The sequence below is a fragment of the Jannaschia halovivens genome (assembly GCF_046452375.1).
GTDB classification, from domain to species: Bacteria; Pseudomonadota; Alphaproteobacteria; order Rhodobacterales; family Rhodobacteraceae; genus Jannaschia; species Jannaschia halovivens.
The window spans coordinates 253,861-278,703 of sequence record NZ_JBKFDJ010000002.1; the positions used below are offsets into that span (position 1 = coordinate 253,861).

The following is a 24,843-nucleotide window of genomic DNA, read 5'->3' on the forward strand; positions in this document are numbered from 1 at the left end:
TCTGCGTACCTCTGATATTCGAAGAGACTGCAGCATCAGTCATTTTGGGCTCAAAGCAGCCATCTGCCAGCGCTTCAATCACTCCGTCACAACGTCCCAATCCACCAGCTCCTCGCCGGTCAGGATGTAGATCTCGTCCGCCGGGGTCGCCATGGCGGGGCCCATGATACCGAGGTCGATACCCATGGCGTCCAGATGCGCCAGCACCTCGGCCTGGCCGCGCTGCACGTCCTCGACGGCAAGGAAGGCCGGCAGAAGCGTCGATTCCCCGAAGGAATGCTGGTGGACGCCCAGCCGCGCATCCTCGGAGACAGTGCGCGCGACGCCGCCGGTGAACATGTAGGGGCAGGCCGAGAAGCAGACCGCGCCCGGGGCCAGCGCGGTGTCGAGGCCCAGCGCGCGGATGGTGCGCCCGATGTCCAGCGCGTCGGACACGCTGCCGCCGGGGCTGTCGAGCTGGACCAGTTCAGCCGCCTCGGCCTCGAGCGCGCGGACGATGCGCTCGCCGTCGCCCGGCTCGACCGCGCCGCGCAGCAGTACCGCCGGGCGATCGCCCTCGACCGTGCTCAGGATCAGGCGGCGCGGCATGTCGGGATCGACCCCCGGCCCCGGATGCGCCGGATTGCGCGGGCGATAGCGCCGGGTCTGATCGCCGGGCCGGGTCGGCCGGTCGAGCGCGGGCGCGTCCGAGGGCGACATCAGCCCCGGCACCGCGGGCGCGAGGTCGATCAGGACCAGAACCGCCGCGATGGCGATCTGCCCCCCCAGCAGCCAGCGGAGCGTCCGGCGCTCGGGATGGGTCTTGGCGGCGGGGGCGGCCTCATCGGTCATTCCGCGGCCTCTCGGGGCACCGGCGCGGGCCCGTCCGACAGCACCCGCGCCGCGGGTCCGCCCAATCCTTCGGCGGCCTCGACCTCGCGCAGGGCGAGGACGGCGGCGCGCAGTTCGGCCACGGTCATCGCGTCTTCGGCGCTTGCGGGTTCGCGACCCGCGCGGATCGCGGCCTGCGCGACGGCGACGATCAGGACGAGCACCGCCGGCAGCAGGTCGATCGCGATGGCACCCGCCCAGGACGGTGCGAAGTTGCGTGCATAGAGGATCACCGCGTCCGCCGTCGAGATCGGCGTGTAGACGACCTCTGGCGCGGGTTCGAGCGCCAGCACCTCGGCGGCCGCCGCCTGCAACGTCTCGGCCCGGCGGCCCAGAACCTCCAGCAGGGACGTGATCGTCGCGGCCTGCGCCGCCTGCCCGCCCGCGTCCCCCGCATCGAGGCGCGGCAGCACCACCGATTGCGCGAGATCCCGTGCCGCCCGGTCCACCAACGGCGCCACGGACAATTGCCGCAACGTGGTGATGACACCGGCCAGCCGCACGGCCTCCTCGGAGAACTCGACCGACCGGTCCTCGACCGCGCCGGGAGCCACGGTCAGCGCGCGCATCCGCGACAGGATCGCATTGCCCTCGATGAAGGCCGCTTCGACCAACGGGTCCTGCGCCGCGATCTGCGCGTCGAGCACGGCGAGCTCGTCCGACTTCTGGACCAGCACCCGGAACACCGCGCCCCGCCCGGCCAGCCCCGAAAGGTCGCCGTCGGCCTCCTGCTCGGAGAGGTCCTCGAAGCCCTGCCGCGTGCGCCCGACATCGAGGCCCAGCGCCTGCGCCTGCAACGTCACCTCGTGGGTCCGCTCCAGCGCGGCCTGATAGTCCTGCACCGTCCGCGCCAGATGCTGCTCGACCGCCGCCGAGCCCGCCAGCGCCGCCGCGTTCAGCCAAGACGACATCGCCACGATCGCCGCCGAGCCCAGGGCCATCGCGGCCACCAGCCAGAGCCGCGTGGCGGCCGTCCGCATCGCGGGCAGTAGCCGCAGCATGTAGGACCAGAAGACGAAGATCCCCGTCGAGACCGCCGCCGAATACGCCATCGCGGCAAAGAGCGAGAGCGCCCCGCCATCGTCGAGGAGGCCCCGCACCCCGAGATAGGTGTAGATCCCCGACGCCACGGCCAGCACGCCCAGCGCGGCCGACGTGAAGCTGCCCAGCCAGTCGAGATGGCCCTCGACCTCCCGCGCGTGGCGCAGGCCCTTGGTATCCCGTGTCATTCGCGCTCCCCCTGTCAGCCTCAAAGGATGGGCGCGGCGAGCCGGGATGACAAGCGCGCACCACCCACGCACGGGCACGCCCCACATCGCGCACCTCGCCCAAGCTGGACACGTCTCCCCCCGAGGCGTAGCCCGAACCCATGCGCCTCGCCGACACAACCAGCCTGCCCGCCTGGCGCCGCCCCAAGGCGCTCCTGATGCTGATGGCGGCGATCATGCCGGTGGCCTTCGCGACGTGGTCGGCGCTCCTGAACAACTTCACCATCGAGGTCGCGGGCTTCGACGGCGCCGATATCGGCTGGCTGCACACGGTGCGCGAGATCCCCGGCTTTTTCGCCGTCGGCGTCATCGCGATCATCATCTTCGTGCGCGAACAGACGCTCGCGCTCGTCTCGCTCATCCTGCTGGGCGTCGCCACCGCGCTCACCGCGCAATTCCCCAGCCTCGCGGGCATCCTCACGGTCACGATGCTCAGCTCGATCGGCTATCATTACTACGAAACGGTCAACCAGAGCCTCCAGCTCCAATGGCTGTCGAAGGCCGAAGCGCCCCGCATGCTCGGCACGCTGCTGGCCGTCGGCTCCGGCGCGACCTTCCTCGCCTATGCGTGCATCGTCCTGACCTGGCGCGCCTTCGACCTCAGCTACGACCTCGTCTACTGGTTCGCGGGCGGCCTGACCGCGACCGTCGCCGCCGCGTGCTTCCTCGTCTTTCCGCAATTCGAGGCGCCGCATCCCCAGACCAAGCGCATGATCCTGCGCCGCCGCTACTGGCTCTACTATCTGCTCCAGTTCATGTCGGGCGCCCGTCGCCAGATCTTCATCGTCTTCGCGGGCTTCATGATGGTCGAGCGCTTCGGTCTCGACGTCCATCAGATCACGGCGCTCTTCATGTCGACGCTGGTCGTCAACATGGTCTCCGCCCCGCTGGTCGGCCGCGCCGTCGGCCATTTCGGCGAGCGGGCCGCGCTGATGATCGAATACGCGGGCCTCTTCCTCGTCTTCCTGCTCTATGCCGGGCTCTACGTGTTCGACTGGGGCGTCTGGATGGCCGCCGCGCTCTTCATGGTCAACAACGTGTTCTTCTCGCTGGCGCTCGCCATCAAGACCTACTTCCAGAAGATTGCGGCCCCCGGCGACATCGCCCCCACGGCCGCCGTGGCCTTCACGATCAACCATATCGCGGCGGTCTTCCTGCCCGCGGCGTTGGGCTATCTCTGGCTGACCTCGCCGGTCTCGGTCTACCTGCTGGCGGCCGGAATGGCGGGGCTGTCCTTCGCGCTCTCGACGCTCGTGCCCCGCCATCCGGTGCCCGGCCACGAGACCCGCCTCGCCCGCCCCCTCGCCGCGGCCGAGTAGCGCACCTACATAAGGGCGAACCGACGAAGGAGCCCTCCGATGTTCAACCTGCTGCGCCCCAAGGCCGAAATGATCTCCGAAGATGCCGCCCTGCCCGGTCGCGGCACGCCCATCCCGCTGACTGGCACGCATCACGTCTTCGGCACCCCGCTCTCCAACGAGGTGCCCGACGGCATGGAGGAGGCGATGTTCGGCATGGGCTGCTTCTGGGGGGTCGAGCGGATGTTCTGGCAACTGCCGGGCGTTCACATGACCCTCGTCGGCTATGCGGGCGGCTTCACGCCCAACGCCACCTACGAGGAGGTCTGCTCGGGCCGCACCGGCCACAACGAGGTCGTGCGCGTGATCTACGATCCCGCCACGGTCACGTATGACGACCTCCTCCGCGTCTTCTGGGAGGGCCACGACCCGACCCAAGGCATGCGGCAGGGAAACGACCGCGGCACGCAGTACCGCTCCGGCATCTACACCTATTCGGACGCCCAGCGCGCCGCCGCGACCGCCTCGGCCGAGGCCATGACCCCCCGCCTGCGCGACGCGGGCTACGGCGCGATCACCACCGAGATCGTCGACGCCCCCCTCTTCTTCGCGGCCGAGAACTACCACCAGCAATACCTTTCGAAGAACCCGGGCGGCTATTGCGGCATCGGCGGCACCGGTGTCACCTGCCCGATCGGAACGGGGGTTTAGCGGGCGTCGTCCCGGACGGTCCGTGGTCCCCACGCACCGCCGCCTGCCGAACAGGTTTTGAACATTGGGGCTTCGTGGGACGGCCTTGGCTGAACGTACCTATCGCCGGATGATCCTCAGATCCTCGTAGACGCACCGCCCGGCGGTCTTCGCAGGACGAATCTCTAGCCGGTCGCGACGTTGCCACAGTCAGGGAGAGGCGCCCTTCGCCGGTTGGCGAAATGGCCCCGGCCTGGAACGCAAAAGGGCGCCCCGTGGGGCGCCCTTTCGTATCTCGGGTCAGCGTCGCTTCAGGCGAGCTGGATGTTCGTCGCGCTTTCGCGGCCGTCACGGCCGGGCTCGATGTCGAACGTCACCTTCTGGTTGTCGGCGAGGTCGGTCAGACCCGCGCGCTCGACGGCAGAGATGTGCACGAACACGTCCTTGCTGCCGCCATCGGGCGCGATAAAGCCGAAGCCTTTGGTGGAATTGAACCATTTGACGGTGCCAGTTGCCATCGTCGGTCTCCTTTAGTTCGTCTGCCCGCGGGATGCGGCAGGTCGGCTAGTACAGTGCAGGATCGAGACACTGAGCCACAAAGGGAGAGCCATCGACAGTCACAACGTCGCCAGTCCCATGTGGGCCTCCGCCGCGCATAATGCAAGGGCTGTGTTCGAAGCGGACCGGATCGGCGGGATTCCCCCGCGTCAGGACTATCCGGCGCGGATCAGCCGTGCCGCCTCCGGCGCGAAATAGGTCAGGACGCCGTCGCAGCCCGCCCTACGAAAGGCCATCAGGCTCTCCATCATCACCCGTTCGCCGTCGATCCAGCCGTTGCCCGCCGCCGCCCGGATCATCGCGTATTCGCCCGACACCTGGTAGGCATAGGTCGGCACGGCGAACGCCTCCTTCACCCGCGTCACCATGTCGAGATACGGCATGCCCGGCTTCACCATCACCATGTCCGCGCCCTCGGCGAGGTCCATCTCGACGCCGAGCAACCCCTCGCGCGCATTGGCGGGATCGAGCTGATAGGTCTTCTTGTCGCCCTTCAGCGCCCCCGAGGCCCCCACGGCATCGCGGAACGGCCCGTAGAACGCGCTCGCGTATTTCGCGGCGTAGGACATGATTGACACGTCCACATGGCCCGCCTCCTCCAGGGCCGCCCGCATCGCGCCGATCCGGCCATCCATCATGTCCGACGGCCCGAGGATGTCCGCCCCCGCCTCGGCCTGCGCCAGCGCCATGCGCACCAGCGCCTCGACCGACTCGTCGTTCACGATCACCCCGCCCCGGACGATGCCGTCATGGCCCTGCGCGTTGTAGGGATCGAGCGCCACGTCGGTCATGATGGCGATATCCGGGACCTCGGCCTTGATCGCGCGGATCGCGCGGTTCGACAGGTTCTCGGGGTTCCACGCCTCTTCGCAGAGATCGGTCTTCAAGGCCGGATCGGTATAGGGAAAGAGGCAGATCGCCGGGATGCCCGCGTCCCAGGCCTCGGCCGCCGCCTCGACCGTCAGATCGACCGAACGCCGGATCACGCCGGGCATCGACGCCACCTCCTGCGTCACACCCGTGCCGTCGCAGACGAAGACCGGCCATATCAGGTCGTCGCAGGACAACCGCTCTTCGCGGGTGAGCGCGCGCAACGCCGGCGTCCGGCGGGTCCGGCGGGTCCGCGTGGCGGGGTAATCGGCAAACCGTCTCGTCATCGTCGCATCTCCCTCACGCCGCATGGGTGGCATGACCGCACCACCGCCATCAAGCCGCCGCGGCGCGCTTGCAATCGGGGGGGCGCACGGGCGACATGGGCGCCGAACGGACCGGGACGGCGACGCACTTGAATTTCTACTTCCTTCAGACGGCGTTGGAGGTCATCGACTTCCGCTCGTTCTCGAACCTCTGGTTCTGGATCGCGCTGGCCGTGCTCTGGTCGACCGCGTCCCACTGGGTCGTCGGCGTGCCCTTCGACATGGTGCGCCGCGCCGCGCGGGGGCACGAGGCCTCGCTGCGCGACATGCACGCGCTCGCCAACATCCAGTCGCGTCGCCTCCTGTTCATCGCCGACGCGACCGGGCTGATCTCGACGGCGTTCACCTTCTTCGCGATCTCGTCGCTGGCGCTTCTGGGCTTTCTCTACCGGATCGAGTTCGCGCAGGCGCTCTTGTTACTGTTCCTGCCGATGATGGTGGTGGGGTGGCTGTCGCTGATGACGGCGCGCAAGGTCGCGGGGCTCGACGCGATCGACCTCGGCAACCTTCTCGCGGCGCATCGCCGCAAGGTGCAGTTCGTCGGCGTGATCTCGATCTTCGTGACGTCGATGTGGGGCATGTGGACGAACCTCAACCAGTCCGTCCTCGGCGGCTGAGGCGCGTGGCACGGCGCGGTTGACACCGACCCGCCACCGGTTACCTGACCCCGATGCCCGACAGCGCCCCCTCCGACCACCAGACCCGCCCCCTTCCGGACGGACATATCCGCGTCGGCGGTGCGCCCGAGGGGTTCGACGCCGCGGTCCTCCTGCGCGAGTTGGAGCGGGGCCATCCCGTCGTCCACGTCGCCCGCGACGACAAGCGGATGGAAGCGATGGCCGCCGCCCTTCGCGCCCACCGCGCGGACGTCACGGTACTGCGGTTCCCGGCCTGGGACGTGCTGCCCTACGACCGCATCTCGCCCGCCGCCGAGATCTCGGCCACGCGGATGGCGACACTCACGGCGCTGGCCCACGGTTTCACGGGCAAGTTCGTCCTCCTGACCACGCTCGCGGCCGTCACCCAGCGCATCCCGGCCCGCGACACGCTCAAGGGCGCGGGCTTTGCCGCCCGCGTCGATCAGCGCATCGACGAGAAGGCGATGCGCGATTTCCTCGTCCGCATGGGCTTCACCCAGACACCCACCGTGATGGAGCCGGGCGACTGGTCGCCCCGCGGCGGCATCATCGACATCTGGCCGCCGGGGCAGCCCGCGCCCATCCGTCTCGACCTCTTCGGCGATACGCTGGACGGGCTGCGTCGGTTCGATCCCGTCTCCCAGCGCACCACCGACACGCTGGAGCTGATCGAGCTGGCCCCCGTCTCGGAGGTCATTCTCGACGGCCCCGCCATCACGCGATTCCGCCAGACCTACCGCATCGAGTTCGGCGCGGCGGGCACCGACGATCCGCTCTACGAGGCGGTCACGGCGGGCAAGAAGGCGCAGGGCGCCGAACACTGGCTGCCGTTCTTCCACGAGACGCTCGAGACGCTGCCCGACTACCTGCCTGACGCGAGCTTCGTCCTCGACGATGGCCTGCCCGCGCAGCACGCGGAGCGCTGGACGCAGATCACCGACATGTACGACAACCGGCGCGAGGCGATGACCGCCAAGGGTCGCGTCGACAGCGTCTACAAGCCCGCGCAGCCCGACGGGCTCTACCTTGCACCGGACGCGTTCGAGGCCGTCATGGCGGGCCGCCGCGCGCTGCACCTGTCGCCCTTCCCCGCAGCACCCGGACCGAATGTGATCGACGCGGGCGGGCGCATCGGGCGCAGCTTCGCGCCGGAGCGACAGCTCGAGGACGTCAATCTCTTCGAGACGCTGGCTGCGTATGTCGCCAAGAAGCGGGCCGAGGGCGGCGTCGTCATCGCCTCCTATTCCGGCGGCGCGCGCGAGCGTCTGGAGGGCCTGCTCGAAGATCACGGCGTGGAGGGGCTGAAGGCCGTCAAGCGCCTCCAGGAGGTCGCGCGCGGCGAGGTCGGTTTGGCGATCTGGGCCCTCGACCGCGGCTTCGACGGTCCCTTCGGTCAGCATCGGCTGACCGTCATCTCCGAACAGGACGTGCTGGGCGAGCGGCTGATCCGGGGCAAGAAGAAGAAGCGCCGCGCCGAGAACTTCCTGACCGAGGCGCAGGCCCTCTCGGTCGGCGATCTCGTGGTGCATGTCGATCACGGCGTCGGACGCTTCATCGGGATGGAGACGGTCACCGCTGCCGGGGCACCGCACGAATGTCTGGCCCTAGAATATGCAGGCGGCGACCGGCTGTTCCTGCCCGTCGAGAATATCGAACTCCTCAGCCGCTATGGCTCGGAAGAGGGGCTCCTCGACAAGCTGGGCGGCGGTGCGTGGCAGGCCCGCAAGGCCAAGCTCAAGGAGCGCATCCGCCAGATCGCCGAACGCCTGATGCGGATCGCAGCCGAACGCGCGCTGCGTCAGGCCCCGATCCTGACGCCGCCCGCTGACATGGCCGAAGCCTTCGCCGCCCGCTTCCCCTACGAGGAGACGGACGACCAGATGCAGGCCATCGAAGACGTCGCGGCCGACCTTGCGTCGGGCAACCCGATGGACCGGCTCGTTGTCGGAGATGTCGGCTTCGGCAAGACCGAGGTGGCGATGCGCGCGGCCTTCATCGCGGCCACGTCCGGCAAACAGGTGGCGGTGATCGCGCCCACGACCCTCCTCGCACGCCAGCACGCCAAGTCCTTCATGGACCGGTTCCGCGGCTTTCCCGTCAAGGTCCGGCAGCTGTCGCGCTTCGTGACGCCCAAGGTCGCGGCAGAAACCCGCGCGGGCATCGCCGATGGCACCGTCGACATCGCCATCGGCACCCATGCACTGCTGGCCAAGCAGGTGAAGTTCCGCGATCTCGGTCTCCTCGTGATCGACGAGGAACAGCATTTCGGCGTCACACATAAGGAGCGTCTCAAGGAGATGCGGACCGACGTTCATGTGCTGACGCTCTCGGCCACGCCCATCCCACGGACGCTCCAGATGTCGCTGACAGGGGTGCGAGACCTATCGATCATCGGCACGCCGCCCGTCGACCGCCTCGCGATCCGGACCTATGTGTCGGAATTCGACGCCGTGACCGTCCGCGAGGCCCTGCTGCGCGAGCACTACCGCGGCGGACAGTCCTTCATGGTCGTGCCCCGGATCAGCGATTTGTCGGAAATGGAGCAATTCCTGCGCGAACAGCTACCCGAGTTGAGCCATGTGATCGCACATGGACAACTTGCGGCCGGTGACCTCGACGAGCGCATGAACGCCTTCTACGACGGCAAGTACGATGTCCTTCTCTCAACCACGATCATCGAATCCGGTATCGATATCCCGACGGCGAACACGATGGTCATCTGGCGGGCCGACATGTTCGGCTTGTCCCAACTCTACCAGATCAGGGGACGGGTGGGTCGATCCAAGACCCGTGCTTACGCTTATCTGACAACCAAACCCAAATCCAAGCTGACGACGGCAGCCACGCGGCGGCTGAAGGCCCTGGGCAGCATCGACGCGCTGGGCGCGGGCTTCAACATCGCCAGCCAAGACCTTGATCTCAGAGGCGGTGGCAACATCATCGGCGAGGAGCAATCGGGCCACATGAAGGAGGTGGGGTTCGAATTGTACCAGTCGATGCTGCAAGAGACGATCGAGAAGCTGAAATCGGGCAAGGCCGACCTCCCGGACGCGCTCTCCGACGACTGGTCGCCGCAGATCGCGCTGGGCGTCCCCGTTCTCATCCCCGAGGACTACGTACCCGACCTCGACACACGGCTGGGCCTCTATCGTCGCCTCTCGGGGCTCGACCGCAAGGTGGAGCTGGAGGGGTTCGCGGCTGAACTGATCGACCGCTTCGGCCCCCTGCCCCGCGAGGTGAACGTCCTTCTGCGCGTCGTCCGTATCAAGTCGCTCTGCAAGTCGGCCGGGATCGAGAAGCTGAACGTCGGCGCCAAGGGCGCGACGGTCGAGTTCCACGGCAACCGCTTCGCTCGCCCCGAGGGGCTCGTGGACTACATCAAGTCGAAGAACGGTGCTGCGAAGATCAAGGGCGACAAGCTCGTCCTCGCGCAGGACTTCCCGTCCGAGGCCGATCGCATCAAGGGCGCGTTCTCGGTGGCGCGCGACCTCGCGGTCCATGCGGGGGCGGTGAAGGTGAAGGGCGCCTGATCCTTCGGGGAACCGGGCGGCCACGCCCCGTGTTGGGGCTGAAACGGAGGCGTCGCGGATGTGGGGCACGATTGATCCACGCGACCTGATCTACACGGTGCTCGGGCTCGCGCTGTTCGGGCTGACCCTGCAACCGGCACTCGCGCGCTACAAGCTTTTCAACCTTCCGGCCTTCTATCTCGTCTTCGGGGCGCTCTTCGCCGGAGTCGGGATGGCGTTGATCGACCCGCTCGAAGGCGGCTGGCAGTCGATGGTGATCGAACATGCGTCCGAGCTGATCGTCATCATCTCGCTGGCCGGCGCCGGTCTTGCCATCGACACGCCGATGTCCTGGCGGAACTGGAACCCGACCTGGCGGCTGTTGATCGTGGCGATGCCGCTGACCATCGCGGCCGTCGCGTTCCTCGGTCATGGCTGGCTCGGGCTGTCGCTGCCGGCGGCCCTGCTGCTGGCGGCTTCGCTCGCGCCCACGGATCCGGTGCTGGCGCGGTCTGTGCAGGTCTCGCCGCCCGGCCAGGACGAGGAACCGGTGGAGGTCGCGCTGACAGCCGAGGCGGGCCTCAATGACGGGCTCGCCTTTCCCTTCGTCTATCTCGCGATCCATGCCGCGACGCTGGGCGTGGCCGAGGCCACCTCGGGCGAGGCCTGGATCTGGGACTGGTTGACCTTCGATTTCGCCTACCGAGTCGCGATGGGCATCGTCGTCGGCTACGCCACCGGCTGGGCCATCAGCCGCGTCGTCTTCTCGCCCTGGGGCGACGGCGCGCAGGGCGCTTGGAACGCGGTGCTCGTTATCCTTTCGGCCACGATGATCTCCTACGGCGTGACCGAGGCGGTGGACGGCTACGGCTTCCTCGCGGTCTTCGTCGCGGTTCGCGCGGGCCGTTCGAATACGCGCGGCACCGAGCATGAAGGCTACGAGAAATACGTCCACCACGGCGCCGAACAGCTCGAGGCGATCCTGCTCGCGATTCTATTGCTCTGGCTGGGAACCTTCCTGGTCGGCGGGGCGCTGTCCGGGCTCCGCTGGGAGGAGGTGGCCTTCGCGCTCGCCCTCGTCTTCCTGATCCGCCCGATCGCGGGCCTGCTGGCCATGATCGGCCATCCGTGCGATCGGATGTCCCGCCGCAACGTGGCCTTCTTCGGCATTCGCGGCATGGGGTCGGTCTTCTACATCGCCTATGCCCAGAACCACGCCGAGTTCGCTGATATCGACGGTGTCTGGCGGGTGGCCGTGGTCACCATCGTCGTTTCGATCGTGGTGCACGGTTACGCCGCCAATATCTTCCTGTCGGAAGACCCCGAGATCGGCGACGTGCACCCCTATGCCGAGGACACGAACGACACCGCGCGCAAGCCCGCCGAGTGACCGCGCGCGCCTAGCGGAGCTTCTGACCCGCGAAAGGCTCCTCGAGCGCGCCCGACCCGTCCCGCAGCGCCAGCGCCATCAGGAAGGCGACGCCCGCGCAGAGCCCAGACCCCACGATCAACGGCACGGGTGTCCCGTCGAAGGCGAGGCCGATGGGCACCGCCACCGCCACGGCCAGGATCGTCGACATCGACGAGATCACCGAGGACGCCATGCCCGCGATATGGCCCATCGGCTGCATCGCGATGGCCTGCAGGTTGCCGATGGTGAGGCCCGCGAGCGCGAAGCTAGACACCTGAAACCCGAAGAAGGCCCAGAACGCCGCCTCGCCCGACAGGAGCCCCGCCACCCAGACCAGCGCCAGCATCAGCGACAGCACCAGATGCCCGGCCAGCGCCCGTCGCAGCATCCAAAGCATTCCGACCCGCCCGACGACCCGCGCGTTGAGGAAGCTCGCGCCCCCCGACAAAAGTGCGACGAGGCCGAACCAGAGCGGAAAGCTGTCGGCCCGGTCGAACACGTCTTGGTAGATCGGCTGCACGCTGGTGATGGTCGAGAAGAGGAGGCCGAACACCATGGTTTGAATGAAGATCGCCAGCCGCACGTTGCGATGTCCGAGGACCTCGCGGAAGGCGGTGGCCAGCGGTCGGAGCCGCAGCGGGCGGCGACGGGCGAGCGGCAGCGTCTCGGGCTGCCGCAGCGCGAGCCAGCCGCCCGAGATCACCGAGAAAATGACGAAGGCCCAGAAGACCGCGCGCCAGCCGAAGCCCGCGATGATGAGAGAGCCGATCAGCGGCGCCATCGCGGGAACCAGCGTGAAGGTCATCATCACGAAGCTCGCCACCTTGGCCATGCCGCGCCCCATATAAAGGTCGCGGATCATCGCCTGCGCCGCGACCCGCGGCCCCGCGGCGCCGAGGCCCTGGATCACCCGCGCCACGATGATCGTCTCGAGCGTGGGCGCGAAGGCGGCCCCGACAGCGCCGGCGCAATAGAGCACCGCGCCCGACAGCATCACGCGCTTGCGGCCGAAGGCGTCCGACATCGGCCCCGCGAAGATCGTCCCCGCGCCCATCCCGAAGACGAAGGCCACGATCACAAGCTGGGCCGCGTTGGGGTTCAGCGGCGACAGGGCCGCACCGATATCGGGCAGCGCCGGCAGCATCGCGTCGATCGAGAACGCGATCGTCGCCGACAGCATCGCCATCAGCGCCACGAACTCCACCATAGACAGCGCGGGCTTCGTGATCGGGGCGGCCTCTGACGACGCCGCGTCGGTCACGCGGGCGTATCGGTCGCGGCGGGCTCGGCCCGAAGTTGCGCCGCGACCTCCTCGATGACCTGCGCCCAGAGCTCGGGCGGCTGCGCGCCCCGGAGCACATGCTGGTTGGCGAGCACGAAGGTGGGGACGCCGGTCACCCCGCGCGCGCGGGCATGGGCGTCGCGGGCGCGGATGTCATCGGCATCGGCGTCGCCGGCGAAGAGCCGTTCCAGCATGCCTGCATCCATCCCCGCCTCGGCCCCGATGGCGACCAGGGTCGGCACGTTTCCGATATCCTGTCCCTTCTCGAAATAGGCCTGGAAGAGCGCCGTCGCGACCGGCGTCTGCCGCCCCTCGAGCCCGGCCCAGTGGATCAGGCGATGCGCATCGAGCGTGTTGGGTGTCCGCGCGATGGCCTCGAAATCGATCGACAATCCCGCCACCTCGGCCGCCTCGACCACCGGTGCATAGGCCCGGACGGCGCCGTCGCGCCCGCCGAACTTGGCCTCGAGATAGGCGCGGCGGTCCATCCCCTTGGCGGGCATATCGGGATTGAGCTGGAACGGATGCCATTCGAGCGTGAACGGATGCTCGGGATGGCGTTCGAGCGCGCGGAACAGGTTGGCGCGGCCGATATGGCACCAGGGACAGATCGGGTCGGAGAGAATATCGAGTTTGACCGTCATGCCGAACCTCTACGAAACCAGCGGACCCTAGGCGCGACGCGGCGGCGAAGAAACCCCCGTCTTGCAATCACCTACGTCTCATGACAATGCCTCCGCCATTCGAATTGTACCCCGGACAGACCAGATGCGCGACGGCAACCCTACCGAGACAGCCATGCTGTCGGCGCAGTTGCAGATCGATACCGACTGGCAGTCGCTCGCGCCCGCGGCGGGCGGGATCGGGCGCTGGGTCGCCGATCTCGACAGCGGCCTCTGCGTCGTCGATCCCACGTGGCGGCGGTTGATGGACCTGCCGCATCTCGACGCCGCGTTTCCGATGGTGGATTTCTTCGAGTTCATCATGCCCGAGGATCGCGCCCATGTCGGCACGGCCATCGAGGAAAGTCGGGCGACCGGCGCGGCCTTCGCCGTCGAGTACCGGGTGGTGCATCCGAGCGGAAAGGTCATGTGGATCGACGGGGCCGGCCGCCCGATGACGACCGCCGACGGGCGCAAGCTGCTGATCGGGGTCAATCACGACGTCACCGCGTTCCGTCAGGCGCAGGAGCGGGCCGAGCTGATGGCGGGCGAGATGGCGCACCGCATCAAGAACATCTTCGCGCTGGTCGGGGGCATGTTCAACATGGCCGCCCGCAGTTCGGACACGCGCGAGGCCCTGATCGAGAGCTTCCAGGGCCGCCTGCGCGCGCTCTCGGACGTCAACAGCCTGACATTCTCCGGCAACCGGCTGCTCGTGCGACTGCGGGCGCTGGTGGACACGACGCTGGGTGCGCTGGTCGAGGCGGGACAGATCGACGTCGAGCTGACGAATGATTTCGCGTTGAACGGCACGGCGGCCCAGACCGTCGTGCTGTCGCTGAACGAGCTTCTGACCAATGCGGTCAAGCACGGCGCGCTGTCGGATCCCAAGGGTCGCGTGGCGCTGTCGATCCTCGTCTCCGACGGCGATTTCGTGCTGACTTGGCGCGAGACCGCCCCGCACGAGATCACGCCGCCTGCGAAGCTCACCGGGTTCGGCATGCGAGTACTGCGGTCGATGACGGTTGCGACCTTCGACGGCGTCCCGGAATTCGACTGGGCGCCGACGGGCCTGACCTTCCGCTGCACCTGGAAGGCGGCCGAGATGTCCTATACCGAGGGCAACCGCTACGCCGACCAGGTCGTCGAACAGGCCGTGCGCGCCACCGAGAGCCGCGGCAGCTGAACCTTCAGGCCAGGTCGCGTCGCCGCAGCTTGCCGTTCGCATTCCGCGGCAGCGCCTTCCGTCGCAGCCAGAGCCGCGGGCGCTTGTAGGCCGCCAGCCGGGCCGTCGCGTGTGCATCGGCCAGGCCTTCGTCCAGCAACGGGCCGACATAGTAGGCGGCCAGCACCTCCGCCCCGCCAGCCACCCGTGTGCAGCCAACCGCGATCTCGTGCACCGGCAGATTGGCCAGCGCGGCCTCGACCTCCTGCGGCGAGACGCGGAACCCGCCAGGGTTGAGCAGGTCGTCGGCCCGGCCCTCATGCCGGATCGCGCCGTCCGCGCGCATCGTCACCCGGTCGCCGGTGTCGAACCAGTCGCCCGCCACCGGCACCGGCGCGCCATCCGCCCAGTAGCCGAGCATCAGCCCCGGATCGTCGGTCGCGACCTGCAGGCGGCCATCGACCACGCGGACCCGTCGGCCCGGCTGCGCATAGCCCGATGTCCCCGGCGGTGCCGGGCGCTCGGGGCACCCCGACACGAAGGTCGAGCACTCCGACATCCCCAGCGCCTCGTGCAGATCGGTGCCCGTCGCCGCGTGCCAGGCGGTCCGGGTCGCCTCGGGCAGACGCTCGCCCGCCGAGAGCCCGTGCCGCAGCGCATCCAGCCCCGACAGGTCCCCGCGCAGGAGCCGGCGGTAGATCCCCGGCGTCGCCGCGAAGATCGTCGCTTCCTCGGCACGCATCAGTGCCGCGAGGTCCACCGCACCGGGGGGTGGCACGATGGCCGTCGCCCCGATCGCCCATGGGTCCAGCAGGCCCGTGCCCAGCGTGTAGGTCCAGTTGAAGGCCCCCGCATGCATCATCCGGTCATCGGCACGCAGCCCGTACCAGCCGTCCCACATCGCCCGCCGCGCCAGCACCGCGCGATGCGCGTGGGCCACCGCCTTGGGCGTGCCTCCCGATCCGCTGGTGAACACGATATAGCCGAGGCGGTCCGCGGACCCGCGCGCCCAGTCCGCAGGTGGCAATGGAGCGGCGTCGAGCGCGCCGGGCGCGACCGCGTCGGCCCCGGTGGGTCGCGCGATGCCCGCTTCGGCGACGACCAGCGCGGGATCGACCAGCGCGGCCATCCTGGTGATCTCCCGCTCCGTGAGACCCGCCGCCGTCGGCACCGGAACCAGGCCCGCCAGCGCGCAGGCGAGAAAGGTCACCGGGAAGTCGCCCGAATTTCCCAGCCGAAGCAGCACCCGGTCGCCCGGCATCAGGCCCCGCGCCGCCAGCCCGCCCGCCCGCCGCTCGACCGCATCGGCCAGCGCGCCGTGGGTCCATCGCTGCACGCCCGGCACGATCAGCGCGGGCCGATCCGCCCGCGTCCGTCCCGCCGCCAGGACATAGGCCGCGAGGTTGAACGCCGCCTGATCCATTTCCTCGACCATCACCCGGCCCCCGACGCCAACCCCTTCGATGTTCGTCAAATATGCCGGGGTGCGCGAGGGGTGGAACCCCTCGCCCCGCCCTCAGCCGAACAGATCGCCATTCGGCCCGCCGGGCGCGGACAAGCCCAGATGGCTCCAGCCTTTGTGCGCCAGCATCCGCCCGCGCGGTGTCCGCGCGATCAGCCCCTGTTGCAGAAGGAACGGCTCGATCACCTCCTCGAGCGCATCGCGGCTTTCCGAAAGGGCCGCGGCGATCGTCTCGATTCCCACCGGCCCGCCGCCGTAATTCTCCGCGATCAGCGAGAGATACCGCCGGTCCGCGCCGTCGAGCCCGAGGTGATCCACCCCGAGCCGCGTCAGCGCGCCGTCGGCCACGCCTTGCGTCACCCGCCCGTTGCCCTCGACCACCGCGAAGTCCACGACCCGGCGCAGCAGCCGCCCCGCGATCCGCGGCGTGCCCCGCGCACGCTTCGCAATCTCGCGCGCGCCGTCATCCGTGGCGGGCGCGCCCATCAGTCGCGCACCGCGGGTGACGATTTCGTGGAGTTCGTCCTCGGTATAGAAGACCAGCCGCGTCGGGATGCCGAAGCGGTCCCGCAGCGGCGTCGTCAGCAGGCCCAGCCGCGTCGTCGCGCCGACCAGCGTGAAGGGTTGCAGGTCGATCCGCACCGTCCGCGCCGCCGGCCCCTCGCCGATCACGAGATCCAGCGCGAAATCCTCGAGCGCAGGGTAGAGCACCTCCTCGACCGCCGGGTTCAGGCGGTGGATCTCGTCGATGAAAAGGACGTCGCGCGGCTCGAGATTGGTCAGGATCGCGGCGAGATCGCCCGCCTTGGCCAGCACCGGCCCCGAGGTCATCCGGAACCCCACCCCCAGCTCGCGCGCCATGATCTGCGCCAGCGTCGTCTTGCCGAGCCCCGGCGGACCGTGGAACAGCACGTGATCCATAGCCTCGCCGCGCCGCTTGGCGCTTTCGATGAAGACGCGCAGGTTCGACCGTGCCTCGGCCTGGCCGATGAACTCGTCGAGCACCTGCGGCCGGAGCGCCCGGTCGCCCTCATCGCGCTGGGCGGGGTCGAGCAAGGGATCGCGCTCCGTCATGGGCGGACGGCCCCCGGCCTGTCAGTCGATGGCGTTCGGATGCTCATGGCCATCAGCCCCCCGGCGCGAGGCGCTTGAGCGCCAGCCGGATCAGCGCGCCGGCATCGTCGGCGTCGTCGGCCACTTCGGCCACGGCGCGCGCCGCATCGACGGGGGCGTAGCCGAGATTGGTCAGCGCCGAGAGCGCGTCGGCCTGCGCACCGCCCGTCGGGGCCACGACCTGCGCCACGGGGGCCGCCGCGCCCTCGATCAGCGGGTCGTCCCCGCCGCCGGCCATCGCCATCAGCGCGGGCGCCTTGCCCTGCAATTCGTTCACCACGCGCGTCGCGAGCTTCGGGCCGACGCCCGGTGCCGCCTTGACCGCGCCCGCATCCGACAGCGCGATGGCCCGCCCGACGCCGTCCGGCCCAAGCACACCGAGGATGGCGAGCGACACTTTCGCGCCGACGCCCTGCACGCTGGTCAGGAGGCGATGCCATTCCCGCTCCTGCACGGTGAGGAACCCAAAAAGCTGCATCAGGTCCTCGCGCACGACCATCTCGGTCCAGAGCGAGGCCATCGCGCCGACCTGCGGCATCGCGGCCAGCGTCCGGTCCGAGCAGAATACGACATAGCCCACGCCGCCCACGTCCAGCATGACGTGATCGGCCGCCCGCCACGCCACCTCGCCCCGAAGCCGTCCGATCACCGGAGCGCCTCCGCCAGCCGACCCCGCGTCTGGAGATGCGCCGCGTGGCAGAGCGCGATCGCCAGCGCGTCGGCCGCGTCGGCCGAGTCGGGGGCACAGCCCGGAAGCTGCATCTTCACCATGTGGAGGACCTGGTCCTTCTGCGCGTGGCCGACGCCGACCACCGCCTTCTTGACCGCGTTGGCCGCGTATTCGCCGACCGCGATCCCGGCCTGCGCGGGCACCAGCACCGCGATCCCGCGCGCCTGGCCCAGCTTCAGGGTCGATTGCCCGCCCGCGTTCACGAAGGTCTCCTCGACCGCGGCGGCATCGGGGGCGTGTTCGGCCAGCACGGCACTCAGCATCAGGTGCAGCGACAGCAGCCGCTCGCCCATCCCCTGACCGCTCGGGCGCACCGTCCCGTTGGCGACGTGGCGCAGGCGCGGGCCGTCGACGTCGATCACGCCCCAACCGCAGGCCCTCAGCCCCGGATCGATCCCCATCACGCGCATCTGCCCTGCCCCGGATGTTCTTCCTTCGTTTCGGTCTAGCACGGGGTCCGTCCCAAGGCCAGCGCCGCCATGCAATGCGCGCATGACGGGCATGTCCGCATGATATTTGTGCGGAATGAAAACCGGTCCTATCTGCCGCTCATCCGAGGACGGCCAAAGAGGGTCGCCCACCCCAATGACCATCTTTGACCACAGGAGCCGATCATGGCCACCTTCGACACCTTCCGCCCCGCCGCCGCCCCCGCATCGGGCCTGTTCGCCAACGTTCTCGGGCGCATCGTCGCCTGGAACGACCGCCGCGTCACGACCAAGGCGCTGTCGCACCTGACCGATCGCGAGTTGAACGACATCGGCCTCGATCGCGGCGACATCGACGCCATCGCCCGCCGCTGAGCTTCCGCAACACGCAAGACCAAGGAGCCATGACATGACGACGATCACCCAGTTCTCCCAGACCCTGGCCGATTGGCGCACCCGCCGGGCCATCCGCCGCGACCTCTACCGCCTCGACGAACGCGCGCTCGAGGATATCGGAATGAACCGCGCCGACGTGGACATCCGCTTCCACTGACGCGCACCAAAGGCCCGCCCGATCCGGCGGGCCTTTTTCTTTGCCGCGCCGCGCGCTACCGCAGGCCATGAATTTCGACATCGCGTCCCTCGAGATCGGGCCCGGCCGCATCGGCCTCGCGCCGCGCCCCGGCCGTGCGGGGCCCGTCAGCGACGATCTCGACCGGATCGCGGAATGGGGCGCGGAGCGGGTGCTGACGCTCACCGCCGGGGCCGAGGCGGATGTCGACGCGATCCGCGATGGCTGCCACGCGCGCGGCCTCGGCTGGGATCACGTCCCGATCGTCGACTTCTGCACCCCGGACCGCGCCGCCGCCGGCCAATGGGCAAGGCTCGAGCCGGGGCTGACGGACCTGCTGGGCCGGGGCGGTGGCCTCCTGATCCACTGCCAGGCCGGGCGGGGTCGCTCGGGCATGATCGCCCTGCGACTGATGATCCGGGCGGGCGAGCCGCCCGAGGCCGCCCTCGCCCGGCTGCGCGCCATCCGACCCGGCGCGGTCGAAACCGACGCGCAGTACCGCTGGGCCATCGGCTGAGCCGCGATCCGGCCTCAGCTGCGCCGCAGGGTCAGCGTCGTCCAGTCGCCCAGCACCTCGCGCCGGACAAGATCGAATCCCGCATCGCCGTAGGCCGCGACGACGTCCTCGGCCTGCGGGTTCAGAATGCCCGACAGGATCGCGGCACCGCCCCGCGCGGACGCCCGTGCCATGTCGGGCGCCAGATCGATCAGCGGGCCCTTGAGGATGTTGGCGAAGATCAGGTCGAACGGCCCGGCCAGCGCGGGATGATCGAACCCGGCCGCCTCCACGCAGGCGACCCGGCCCGCCATGTCGTTCACCTCGAGATTGGCCTCGGCCACCTCGACGGCCACCGCGTCGATATCCGAGGCCACGACCGGGGCGTCCGGCCAGACCTTCGCCGCCGCCATCGCCAGAACCGCCGTGCCCGCGCCGATATCGGCCACCGGGCCGGGGTCCAGCCCATCCTCCAGCAATGCCTCGAAGGCCAGAAGGCAGCCTTTCGTGGTGCCGTGATGCCCCGTCCCGAAGGCCATCGCAGCCTCGATCAGAAAGGCCACGCGATCCTCGGGCACGCGGTCCGCATCGTGGCTGCCATAGACGAAGAAGCGGCCCGCCTCGACGGGCTGCAACTCGCGCCGGACATGGGCCACCCAGTCGGTCGGCGGCAGCTCTGAGACGGCGAAGGGCTGCGCTCCGTAGGCCGCCGCCAGCAGCGCCAGCGCCACCGTGTCGGGCGCGGCCGAGAAATAGCCGCCCACCTCCCAGAGGCCCGAGCCGTCCTCCATCTCGAAGACGCCGATTCCGTCGGGCGCGGGATCCATCTGCTCCATCGCCGCGCCCAGCGCCTCGGCGGAGGCCTTGTCGGACAGCGTCGTCAGCGCGGTCCAGGACGCGGGCGTGATATGCGGGTCGGTCATGGCGGGCACTCCGGTCCATCGGGGGTCGCGAGGGCCATGATGCCCGCGCCCGCGCCGGTCAAGCCCGTCGCGCCGCACCGGCGGCCGCCGAACCGACCGGATACGACCGCTTCGCCCTTTCGAAACCCGCCGCCCCGTGGCATCCCGCCCCCATGACGACGCTCACGCCCGACGCCGTCGCCGCGCTTTTCACCCGCGCCGATGGCGACTACCTCTTCGCCCGCTGGGGCCGCCCCATCGTGCCCGTCGTCTTCGGCGTCACCGATGCGACGGTCGCGGTCCTCAAGGGCGCGGTCGAGGCGCTCTGCCTGCTGTCGGGTCACCGGATGGCCGAGACCGACCCCGAACTCGGCGCGAACCTTATGGTGTTCTTCCTGCGCGACTGGGACGAGCTGCCCGAGACGCCCAATCTCGACCGGCTGATCCCCGAACTCGGCCCGCTGGTCGCGCGCCTGAAGGCCGCGGACGCCAACCAGTACCGCATCTTCCGCTTCGACGAGTCCGGCGCGATCCGGGCCTGCTTCGCCTTCATCCGCATGGACTCGCATCTGTCGGACGTGCCCGCCGAAACCCTGGCGCTCAGCCAGATGGTGCAGGCGGTCCTCCTCTGGTCGGACACGGCCTTCGGCGACACCTCGCCGCTGGTGGTGATCGACGGGACGGCCGTGCTCCGCCCCGAGATCGCCGGCGTGATCCGCGCGGCCTACGATTCCGTCCTGCCGGCCATGGAGCGCGATCCGGCCCATGCGCTGCGCCTCGCGGCACGGCTGGGGCGGATGCAGTGACCGTGCATCGCTGGCCAATCCGCGTCTATTACGAGGACGTCGATCTGGCGGGGATCGTCTACTATGCCAACTACCTGCGCTTCATCGAACGCGCCCGCTCCGAGATGGTCCGGGCCGCCGGGATCGACCAGGCTGCAATGCGCGCCGACGGTATTGTCTTCGCCGTCGCGCGGGTCGAGGCGGACTACCGGCGGCCCGCCCGCTACGACGACGAACTTCTGGTCGAAACCCGTCTGACCGCCCGCAGCCCGGCGCGCTTCGTGATGTCGCAGCGCGTGCTGCGGGGCGCGGATCTGCTGTTCGAGGCGGAGATCACCATCGTCTGCATGACCGTCGCCGGTCGCCCGAGGCGCCTGCCCGCGTCCATCGCCGACATGCCGCTCGCGGAAACCTCGCCTTAACGCCTCGTGGGCGATCCTCGCCCGACGCGATTCTGAGGTGTGCGATGTCCTTCATCCTGCGGTCCATGGCCCTCGTGCTGGCGCTCGCCTCGGGCTACGCGCTCGGGCGGGCGGGGGATGCGGTGATGCTCGGGGCGGCAGCGGCCCCTGCAATGGCCGCGCCGCAACAGGCCGCGCCGACCGCCATCGCGACCGAGGTCCTCGCCGTTCCGCCCTCGCGACCCGCGACGCCAACACCGCCACCCTCGCCCTGGACAGTCCTGACCGAGGATTCGACCTTCGACGGGTTCGAGAACGTCTATCTCTCAACCCCGTCGGACGCGCCGCTGACCTGCGGTGCACGGAGGCGGGCGACGTTGTTCCTGCGATGTTTCGGCGACCGCACCGCCGCCTATATCGCGCATGACTGCCAGACCCCCGCCCGCGATCCGGACGGCTGGCCGGTCGAACTGCGCCTAGACGACGGGCCCGCGACCGCCACCCGGATGCAGGTCGACGACAGGGGCGAAAGCCTCGGTTACTGGACCTACGAAGGGGCGCGGACCTTCATCGAAGACCTCGCCGGGCGCAGGACGCTCCACGCGCGCTTCACCGACCAGAGTGGCCGTATCGAGCAGCTGTCCTTTCCCATTTCCGGCCTTGCCCCGCATCTCGATGCGCTGCGCGCCGCCTGCCACTGGTCCGAGACGCCGCCCTGGTCGGTGTCGCAGGTGCGCGGCTCCGGGGCCCCGACCGCGTCACCGCTCGCCTGGCCCGAACACCCGGCGCATGCCAGGCCGGACCGCGTCATCCGCGCCGCATCCGCGTCGGCGCGCCCGCCGCTCGCCTGGCCGGTCGCGATACCACGCGGGACACGCGGGATTTCGCCCGGAGGCCGATCCCACTCGCCATGACGCTTCACTTCTGTTAACCTCGCCCCCAATTACGCCGTCGAGAACGACGCAAACACTGGGACGGGCAGTCCACATGGAAACGGAAGTACTGGCAGCCGCCAGCGAGATCGACTTCTCGCTCTGGGCGCTGTTCTGGCGGGCGACCTTCGTCGTGAAGATCGTCATGATCATGCTGTTCGCGGCCTCGATCTGGGTCTGGGCGATCCTGTTCCAGAAGGTCGTGCAATTCCGGCGCGCGCGCGGCAACGCCGCCGCCTTCGACCGCGCCTTCTGGTCGGGCGAGCCGCTGGACGAACTCTACGAGAAGATCGGCGACACGCCGCGATCCGCCTCGGAACGCATCTTCGTCGCCGCCATGGGCGAATGGAACCGCAGCCACCGCGACGATGGCGGCCTGATCGCCGGGACGCAGGCGCGCATCGACCGCACCATGGACGTCGCCATTTCGAAGGAGCGCGACCGCCTCGCGGGCGGGCTGACATTCCTCGCCACCGTGGGATCGACCGCGCCCTTCGTCGGGCTGTTCGGAACGGTCTGGGGCATCAAGCATGCCTTCGAGCAGATCGCGCTTTCGGGCTCGACCAACCTCGCCGTCGTCGCCCCCGGCATCGCCGAGGCGCTGCTGGCGACCGGCATCGGCCTCGTCGCAGCGATCCCGGCGGTGGTCTTCTACAACAAGCTCAGTCGCGACGCCGACCGGATCACCGGCAATTTCGAGGCCTTCGCGGACGAGTTCGCGACCATCCTGTCGCGGCAGCTGGACGCCGCCTGAATGGCCGGCGGCCTCATCCAGCCCGGCGGCGCGGCGGGCGGACGGCGCAGGCGTTCGCGCGCCAGCGCGCCGATGTCCGAGATCAACGTCACGCCCTTCGTGGACGTGATGCTGGTGCTTCTGATCATCTTCATGGTCGCGGCCCCCCTTCTGACCGCCGGTGTCCCGATCGAGCTGCCCGAGACCGCCGCCGCCCCGCTCCCGCAGGAGCAGGAGGAGCCGCTGGCCGTCACGGTCGCCGCCGACGGTCGGATCCTGATCGGCTCGACGGAGGTGCCGCGGAACGAACTTCTGCCGCGCCTGCAGGCCATCGCGGGCGAGCGGCAGGGCGACAAGGTCTTCCTGCGCGCCGACGGCGTGGTGCCCTATGGCGAAATCATGGTCGTGATGGGCGCGCTCAACGCGGGCGGCTTCCGCGATATCGGCCTCGTGACCGATCCGGGCGGGCCGTCGCTGGACGGGACGTCGGACGACCCGGACGGCAACTGACATGGAGCGGCGCACGGCGCTCGCGATCTCGGGGACGGCCCATGCGGGCCTGATCGCCTATGCGCTGGTCGCGGGGCTGTTCCACGCGCCGCCGCCCGAGGACAGCATCTCGGTCGCCGCGGTCTCGGTGATCTCGGCGTCGGAATTCGACGCGATGGTCTCGAACGCGCCCGACAGCCCCGAGCCGCCGACCCCGGCCGCGCCGACCCCGCCCGAGACGCCGGCCGATGCCGCCCCCGCGCCCGCGCCGCTTGCCGACAGCACGCCGCCGCCCGCGCGCCCCGATCAGCCCGCGCCGACCCCGCCCGACAGCAATCCGGACGTGGCCGCGCTGACCCCGCCGCCGCCGACCGAGGTCGCGCCCGACACGCCGGACCCGCTCGCCTCGCCCGCCGAGGCGCCCGACCGGCCCGTCAGCGACGCGCCCGCCCCCGAGGCTGCGCCGCGCGTGGCCCCGACACCCGCCCCCGCGCCGCCGCCGATGACCGAGAGCGCGCCCACGGTCGAATCGCCCCCCGCTCCCGCCGAGACCGCCGACCCGGTCGAGCCCGCAGACACGCCCGCCGCCCCCGAGGAGGCCGCGCCCGTCATCGTGACCGAGGCCGACACGCCGTCGGCCGCACCCGAGACGTCGCTGCGCCCGGGTCGGAGGCCCGCGCGCCCCGAACCGGTCTCGCAACCCGTCGAGACGGCGTCGGACGAACCGGCCGCCCCCGCCGCCGACCCGGCCCCGGCCGAAGACCCGCTTGCGGCGGCCATCGCGGGTGCCGTCGCCGAAGCCGTCAGCCAGCCCGCCCCGGCGCCCTCGGCCCCCGCGGGCCCGCCGCTGACCCAAGGCGAGCGCGACGGTCTGCGCGTCTCGGTCAGCCGCTGCTGGAACCTCGGCTCGCTTTCGACCGAAGCGATGCGGACGCGCGTGACGATCTTCATGGAGATGAACCGCGACGGCACGCCGCTGACCAACACCATCCGCCTGACCGGGTTCGAGGGCGGCAGCCAGGCCGCGGCGAACCAGGCTTACGAGGCCGGACGCCGCGCGATCATCCGCTGCGGCCAGGGCGGGTTCGACCTGCCGGACGAGAAATTCGAGCAATGGCGCGAGATCGAGATGACCTTCGATCCGGAACAGATGCGCGCGCGGTGAGATGCTATCGCATGACCACGCGCCCGCGCGCGATACCGGACGGGCAAACCTTTGCCCCTCGACGGTCAGCCCGGCGTGACCCATTGAGA

At 69.7% G+C, this 24,843-nt stretch carries 26 protein-coding genes; 15 read left to right on the forward strand and 11 right to left on the reverse strand.

What is annotated here, in order from left to right; translation table 11 throughout:
* Positions 1-78 precede the first annotated feature (78 nt).
* On the reverse strand, positions 79-831 hold the full coding sequence (locus ACK8OR_RS14665; protein WP_410190150.1) for a COG3904 family protein: 753 nt from the start codon (positions 829-831) through the stop codon (positions 79-81).
* Positions 828-2,099: a hypothetical protein gene (locus tag ACK8OR_RS14670; RefSeq protein WP_410190151.1), complete on the reverse strand. Its 1,272-nt coding sequence runs from the start codon at positions 2,097-2,099 to the stop codon at positions 828-830. Before ACK8OR_RS14670 ends, ACK8OR_RS14665 begins: the two co-directional genes overlap by 4 nt.
* Positions 2,100-2,239: 140 nt before the next feature.
* Here ACK8OR_RS14670 and ACK8OR_RS14675 point away from each other — a divergent pair, with 140 nt between their 5' ends.
* A complete protein-coding gene (locus tag ACK8OR_RS14675; protein ID WP_410190152.1) occupies positions 2,240-3,457 on the forward strand; it encodes an MFS transporter in 1,218 nt (405 codons plus the stop codon).
* A 39-nt stretch (positions 3,458-3,496) separates the two neighbouring features.
* The gene (gene msrA / locus ACK8OR_RS14680; protein WP_410190153.1) at positions 3,497-4,147 is read left to right on the forward strand and encodes a peptide-methionine (S)-S-oxide reductase MsrA; all 651 of its coding nucleotides are present in this window, start codon (positions 3,497-3,499) and stop codon (positions 4,145-4,147) included.
* Between the two features lie 290 nt (positions 4,148-4,437).
* On the opposite strand, the gene ACK8OR_RS14685 is transcribed toward msrA, so the two are convergent.
* Positions 4,438-4,644, reverse strand: a complete 207-nt coding sequence (locus ACK8OR_RS14685; protein ID WP_298430087.1) for a cold-shock protein — start codon at positions 4,642-4,644, stop codon at positions 4,438-4,440.
* A 195-nt stretch (positions 4,645-4,839) separates the two neighbouring features.
* Entirely contained in the window at positions 4,840-5,841 is a 1,002-nt protein-coding gene (hemB, locus tag ACK8OR_RS14690) for a porphobilinogen synthase (RefSeq protein ID WP_410190154.1), read from the reverse strand.
* 128 nt (positions 5,842-5,969) lie between these two features.
* On the opposite strand from hemB, the gene ACK8OR_RS14695 reads away from it, so the two are divergent.
* Genes ACK8OR_RS14695 through ACK8OR_RS14705 form a run of 3 tightly spaced genes read left to right on the forward strand, consistent with a single transcriptional unit; the run spans position 5,970 to position 11,417 of the window.
* Positions 5,970-6,497, forward strand: a complete 528-nt coding sequence (locus tag ACK8OR_RS14695) for a component of SufBCD complex (RefSeq protein WP_410190155.1) — start codon at positions 5,970-5,972, stop codon at positions 6,495-6,497.
* Between the two features lie 53 nt (positions 6,498-6,550).
* Entirely contained in the window at positions 6,551-10,048 is a 3,498-nt protein-coding gene (gene mfd, locus ACK8OR_RS14700) for a transcription-repair coupling factor (protein ID WP_410190156.1), read from the forward strand.
* Between the two features lie 58 nt (positions 10,049-10,106).
* Entirely contained in the window at positions 10,107-11,417 is a 1,311-nt protein-coding gene (locus ACK8OR_RS14705; RefSeq protein ID WP_410190157.1) for a cation:proton antiporter domain-containing protein, read from the forward strand.
* 10 nt (positions 11,418-11,427) lie between these two features.
* Here the strand turns inward: ACK8OR_RS14705 and ACK8OR_RS14710 are convergent, their stop codons facing one another.
* Both ACK8OR_RS14710 and ACK8OR_RS14715 read right to left on the reverse strand, forming a co-directional pair.
* Positions 11,428-12,645 carry a multidrug effflux MFS transporter gene (locus ACK8OR_RS14710; protein WP_410190694.1) on the reverse strand — a complete coding sequence of 406 codons (1,218 nt, stop codon included), beginning with the start codon at positions 12,643-12,645 and terminating at the stop codon, positions 11,428-11,430.
* Between the two features lie 50 nt (positions 12,646-12,695).
* Positions 12,696-13,364, reverse strand: coding sequence for a DsbA family oxidoreductase (locus ACK8OR_RS14715; RefSeq protein WP_410190158.1), 669 nt, complete (start codon positions 13,362-13,364; stop codon positions 12,696-12,698).
* Positions 13,365-13,488: 124 nt separating this feature from the next.
* On the opposite strand from ACK8OR_RS14715, the gene ACK8OR_RS14720 reads away from it, so the two are divergent.
* On the forward strand, positions 13,489-14,568 hold the full coding sequence (locus ACK8OR_RS14720; protein ID WP_410190159.1) for a sensor histidine kinase: 1,080 nt from the start codon (positions 13,489-13,491) through the stop codon (positions 14,566-14,568).
* A 4-nt stretch (positions 14,569-14,572) separates the two neighbouring features.
* Here the strand turns inward: ACK8OR_RS14720 and ACK8OR_RS14725 are convergent, their stop codons facing one another.
* From ACK8OR_RS14725 to ruvC, 4 genes are all read right to left on the reverse strand, one after another.
* A complete protein-coding gene (locus ACK8OR_RS14725; protein WP_410190160.1) occupies positions 14,573-15,982 on the reverse strand; it encodes a class I adenylate-forming enzyme family protein in 1,410 nt (469 codons plus the stop codon).
* An 81-nt stretch (positions 15,983-16,063) separates the two neighbouring features.
* The gene (ruvB, locus tag ACK8OR_RS14730) at positions 16,064-17,083 is read right to left on the reverse strand and encodes a Holliday junction branch migration DNA helicase RuvB (RefSeq protein ID WP_410190161.1); all 1,020 of its coding nucleotides are present in this window, start codon (positions 17,081-17,083) and stop codon (positions 16,064-16,066) included.
* A gap of 52 nt (positions 17,084-17,135) precedes the next feature.
* The gene (gene ruvA, locus ACK8OR_RS14735) at positions 17,136-17,771 is read right to left on the reverse strand and encodes a Holliday junction branch migration protein RuvA (RefSeq protein WP_410190162.1); all 636 of its coding nucleotides are present in this window, start codon (positions 17,769-17,771) and stop codon (positions 17,136-17,138) included.
* A complete protein-coding gene (ruvC, locus tag ACK8OR_RS14740) occupies positions 17,768-18,262 on the reverse strand; it encodes a crossover junction endodeoxyribonuclease RuvC (protein ID WP_298430067.1) in 495 nt (164 codons plus the stop codon). Before ruvC ends, ruvA begins: the two co-directional genes overlap by 4 nt.
* 204 nt (positions 18,263-18,466) lie before the next feature.
* On the opposite strand from ruvC, the gene ACK8OR_RS14745 reads away from it, so the two are divergent.
* From ACK8OR_RS14745 to ACK8OR_RS14755, 3 genes are all read left to right on the forward strand, one after another.
* Positions 18,467-18,655 (forward strand): DUF1127 domain-containing protein, encoded by a 189-nt coding sequence (locus tag ACK8OR_RS14745; RefSeq protein ID WP_298430065.1) that lies wholly within the window; start codon positions 18,467-18,469, stop codon positions 18,653-18,655.
* Positions 18,656-18,689: 34 nt separating this feature from the next.
* Entirely contained in the window at positions 18,690-18,833 is a 144-nt protein-coding gene (locus ACK8OR_RS14750) for a DUF1127 domain-containing protein (RefSeq protein ID WP_298430064.1), read from the forward strand.
* A gap of 67 nt (positions 18,834-18,900) precedes the next feature.
* The gene (locus ACK8OR_RS14755; RefSeq protein WP_410190163.1) at positions 18,901-19,368 is read left to right on the forward strand and encodes a phosphatase domain-containing putative toxin; all 468 of its coding nucleotides are present in this window, start codon (positions 18,901-18,903) and stop codon (positions 19,366-19,368) included.
* 14 nt (positions 19,369-19,382) lie between these two features.
* Here the strand turns inward: ACK8OR_RS14755 and ACK8OR_RS14760 are convergent, their stop codons facing one another.
* Positions 19,383-20,270 (reverse strand): 50S ribosomal protein L11 methyltransferase, encoded by an 888-nt coding sequence (locus tag ACK8OR_RS14760; protein ID WP_410190164.1) that lies wholly within the window; start codon positions 20,268-20,270, stop codon positions 19,383-19,385.
* Positions 20,271-20,422: 152 nt separating this feature from the next.
* On the opposite strand from ACK8OR_RS14760, the gene ACK8OR_RS14765 reads away from it, so the two are divergent.
* The 6 genes from ACK8OR_RS14765 to ACK8OR_RS14790 all read left to right on the forward strand — a co-directional run bounded on the left by ACK8OR_RS14765 (position 20,423) and on the right by ACK8OR_RS14790 (position 24,754).
* A complete protein-coding gene (locus tag ACK8OR_RS14765; protein ID WP_410190165.1) occupies positions 20,423-21,055 on the forward strand; it encodes a hypothetical protein in 633 nt (210 codons plus the stop codon).
* Between the two features lie 2 nt (positions 21,056-21,057).
* Positions 21,058-21,456, forward strand: a complete 399-nt coding sequence (gene ybgC, locus ACK8OR_RS14770; RefSeq protein WP_410190166.1) for a tol-pal system-associated acyl-CoA thioesterase — start codon at positions 21,058-21,060, stop codon at positions 21,454-21,456.
* 44 nt (positions 21,457-21,500) lie between these two features.
* Positions 21,501-22,349, forward strand: a complete 849-nt coding sequence (locus ACK8OR_RS14775; RefSeq protein WP_410190167.1) for a type VI secretion system-associated protein TagO — start codon at positions 21,501-21,503, stop codon at positions 22,347-22,349.
* A gap of 73 nt (positions 22,350-22,422) precedes the next feature.
* Positions 22,423-23,121 carry a protein TolQ gene (gene tolQ, locus ACK8OR_RS14780; protein ID WP_298430055.1) on the forward strand — a complete coding sequence of 233 codons (699 nt, stop codon included), beginning with the start codon at positions 22,423-22,425 and terminating at the stop codon, positions 23,119-23,121.
* Positions 23,122-23,610, forward strand: a complete 489-nt coding sequence (locus ACK8OR_RS14785) for an ExbD/TolR family protein (RefSeq protein WP_410190168.1) — start codon at positions 23,122-23,124, stop codon at positions 23,608-23,610.
* Position 23,611: 1 nt separating this feature from the next.
* The gene (locus tag ACK8OR_RS14790; RefSeq protein ID WP_410190169.1) at positions 23,612-24,754 is read left to right on the forward strand and encodes a hypothetical protein; all 1,143 of its coding nucleotides are present in this window, start codon (positions 23,612-23,614) and stop codon (positions 24,752-24,754) included.
* The last annotated feature ends 89 nt before the right edge of the window (positions 24,755-24,843 follow it).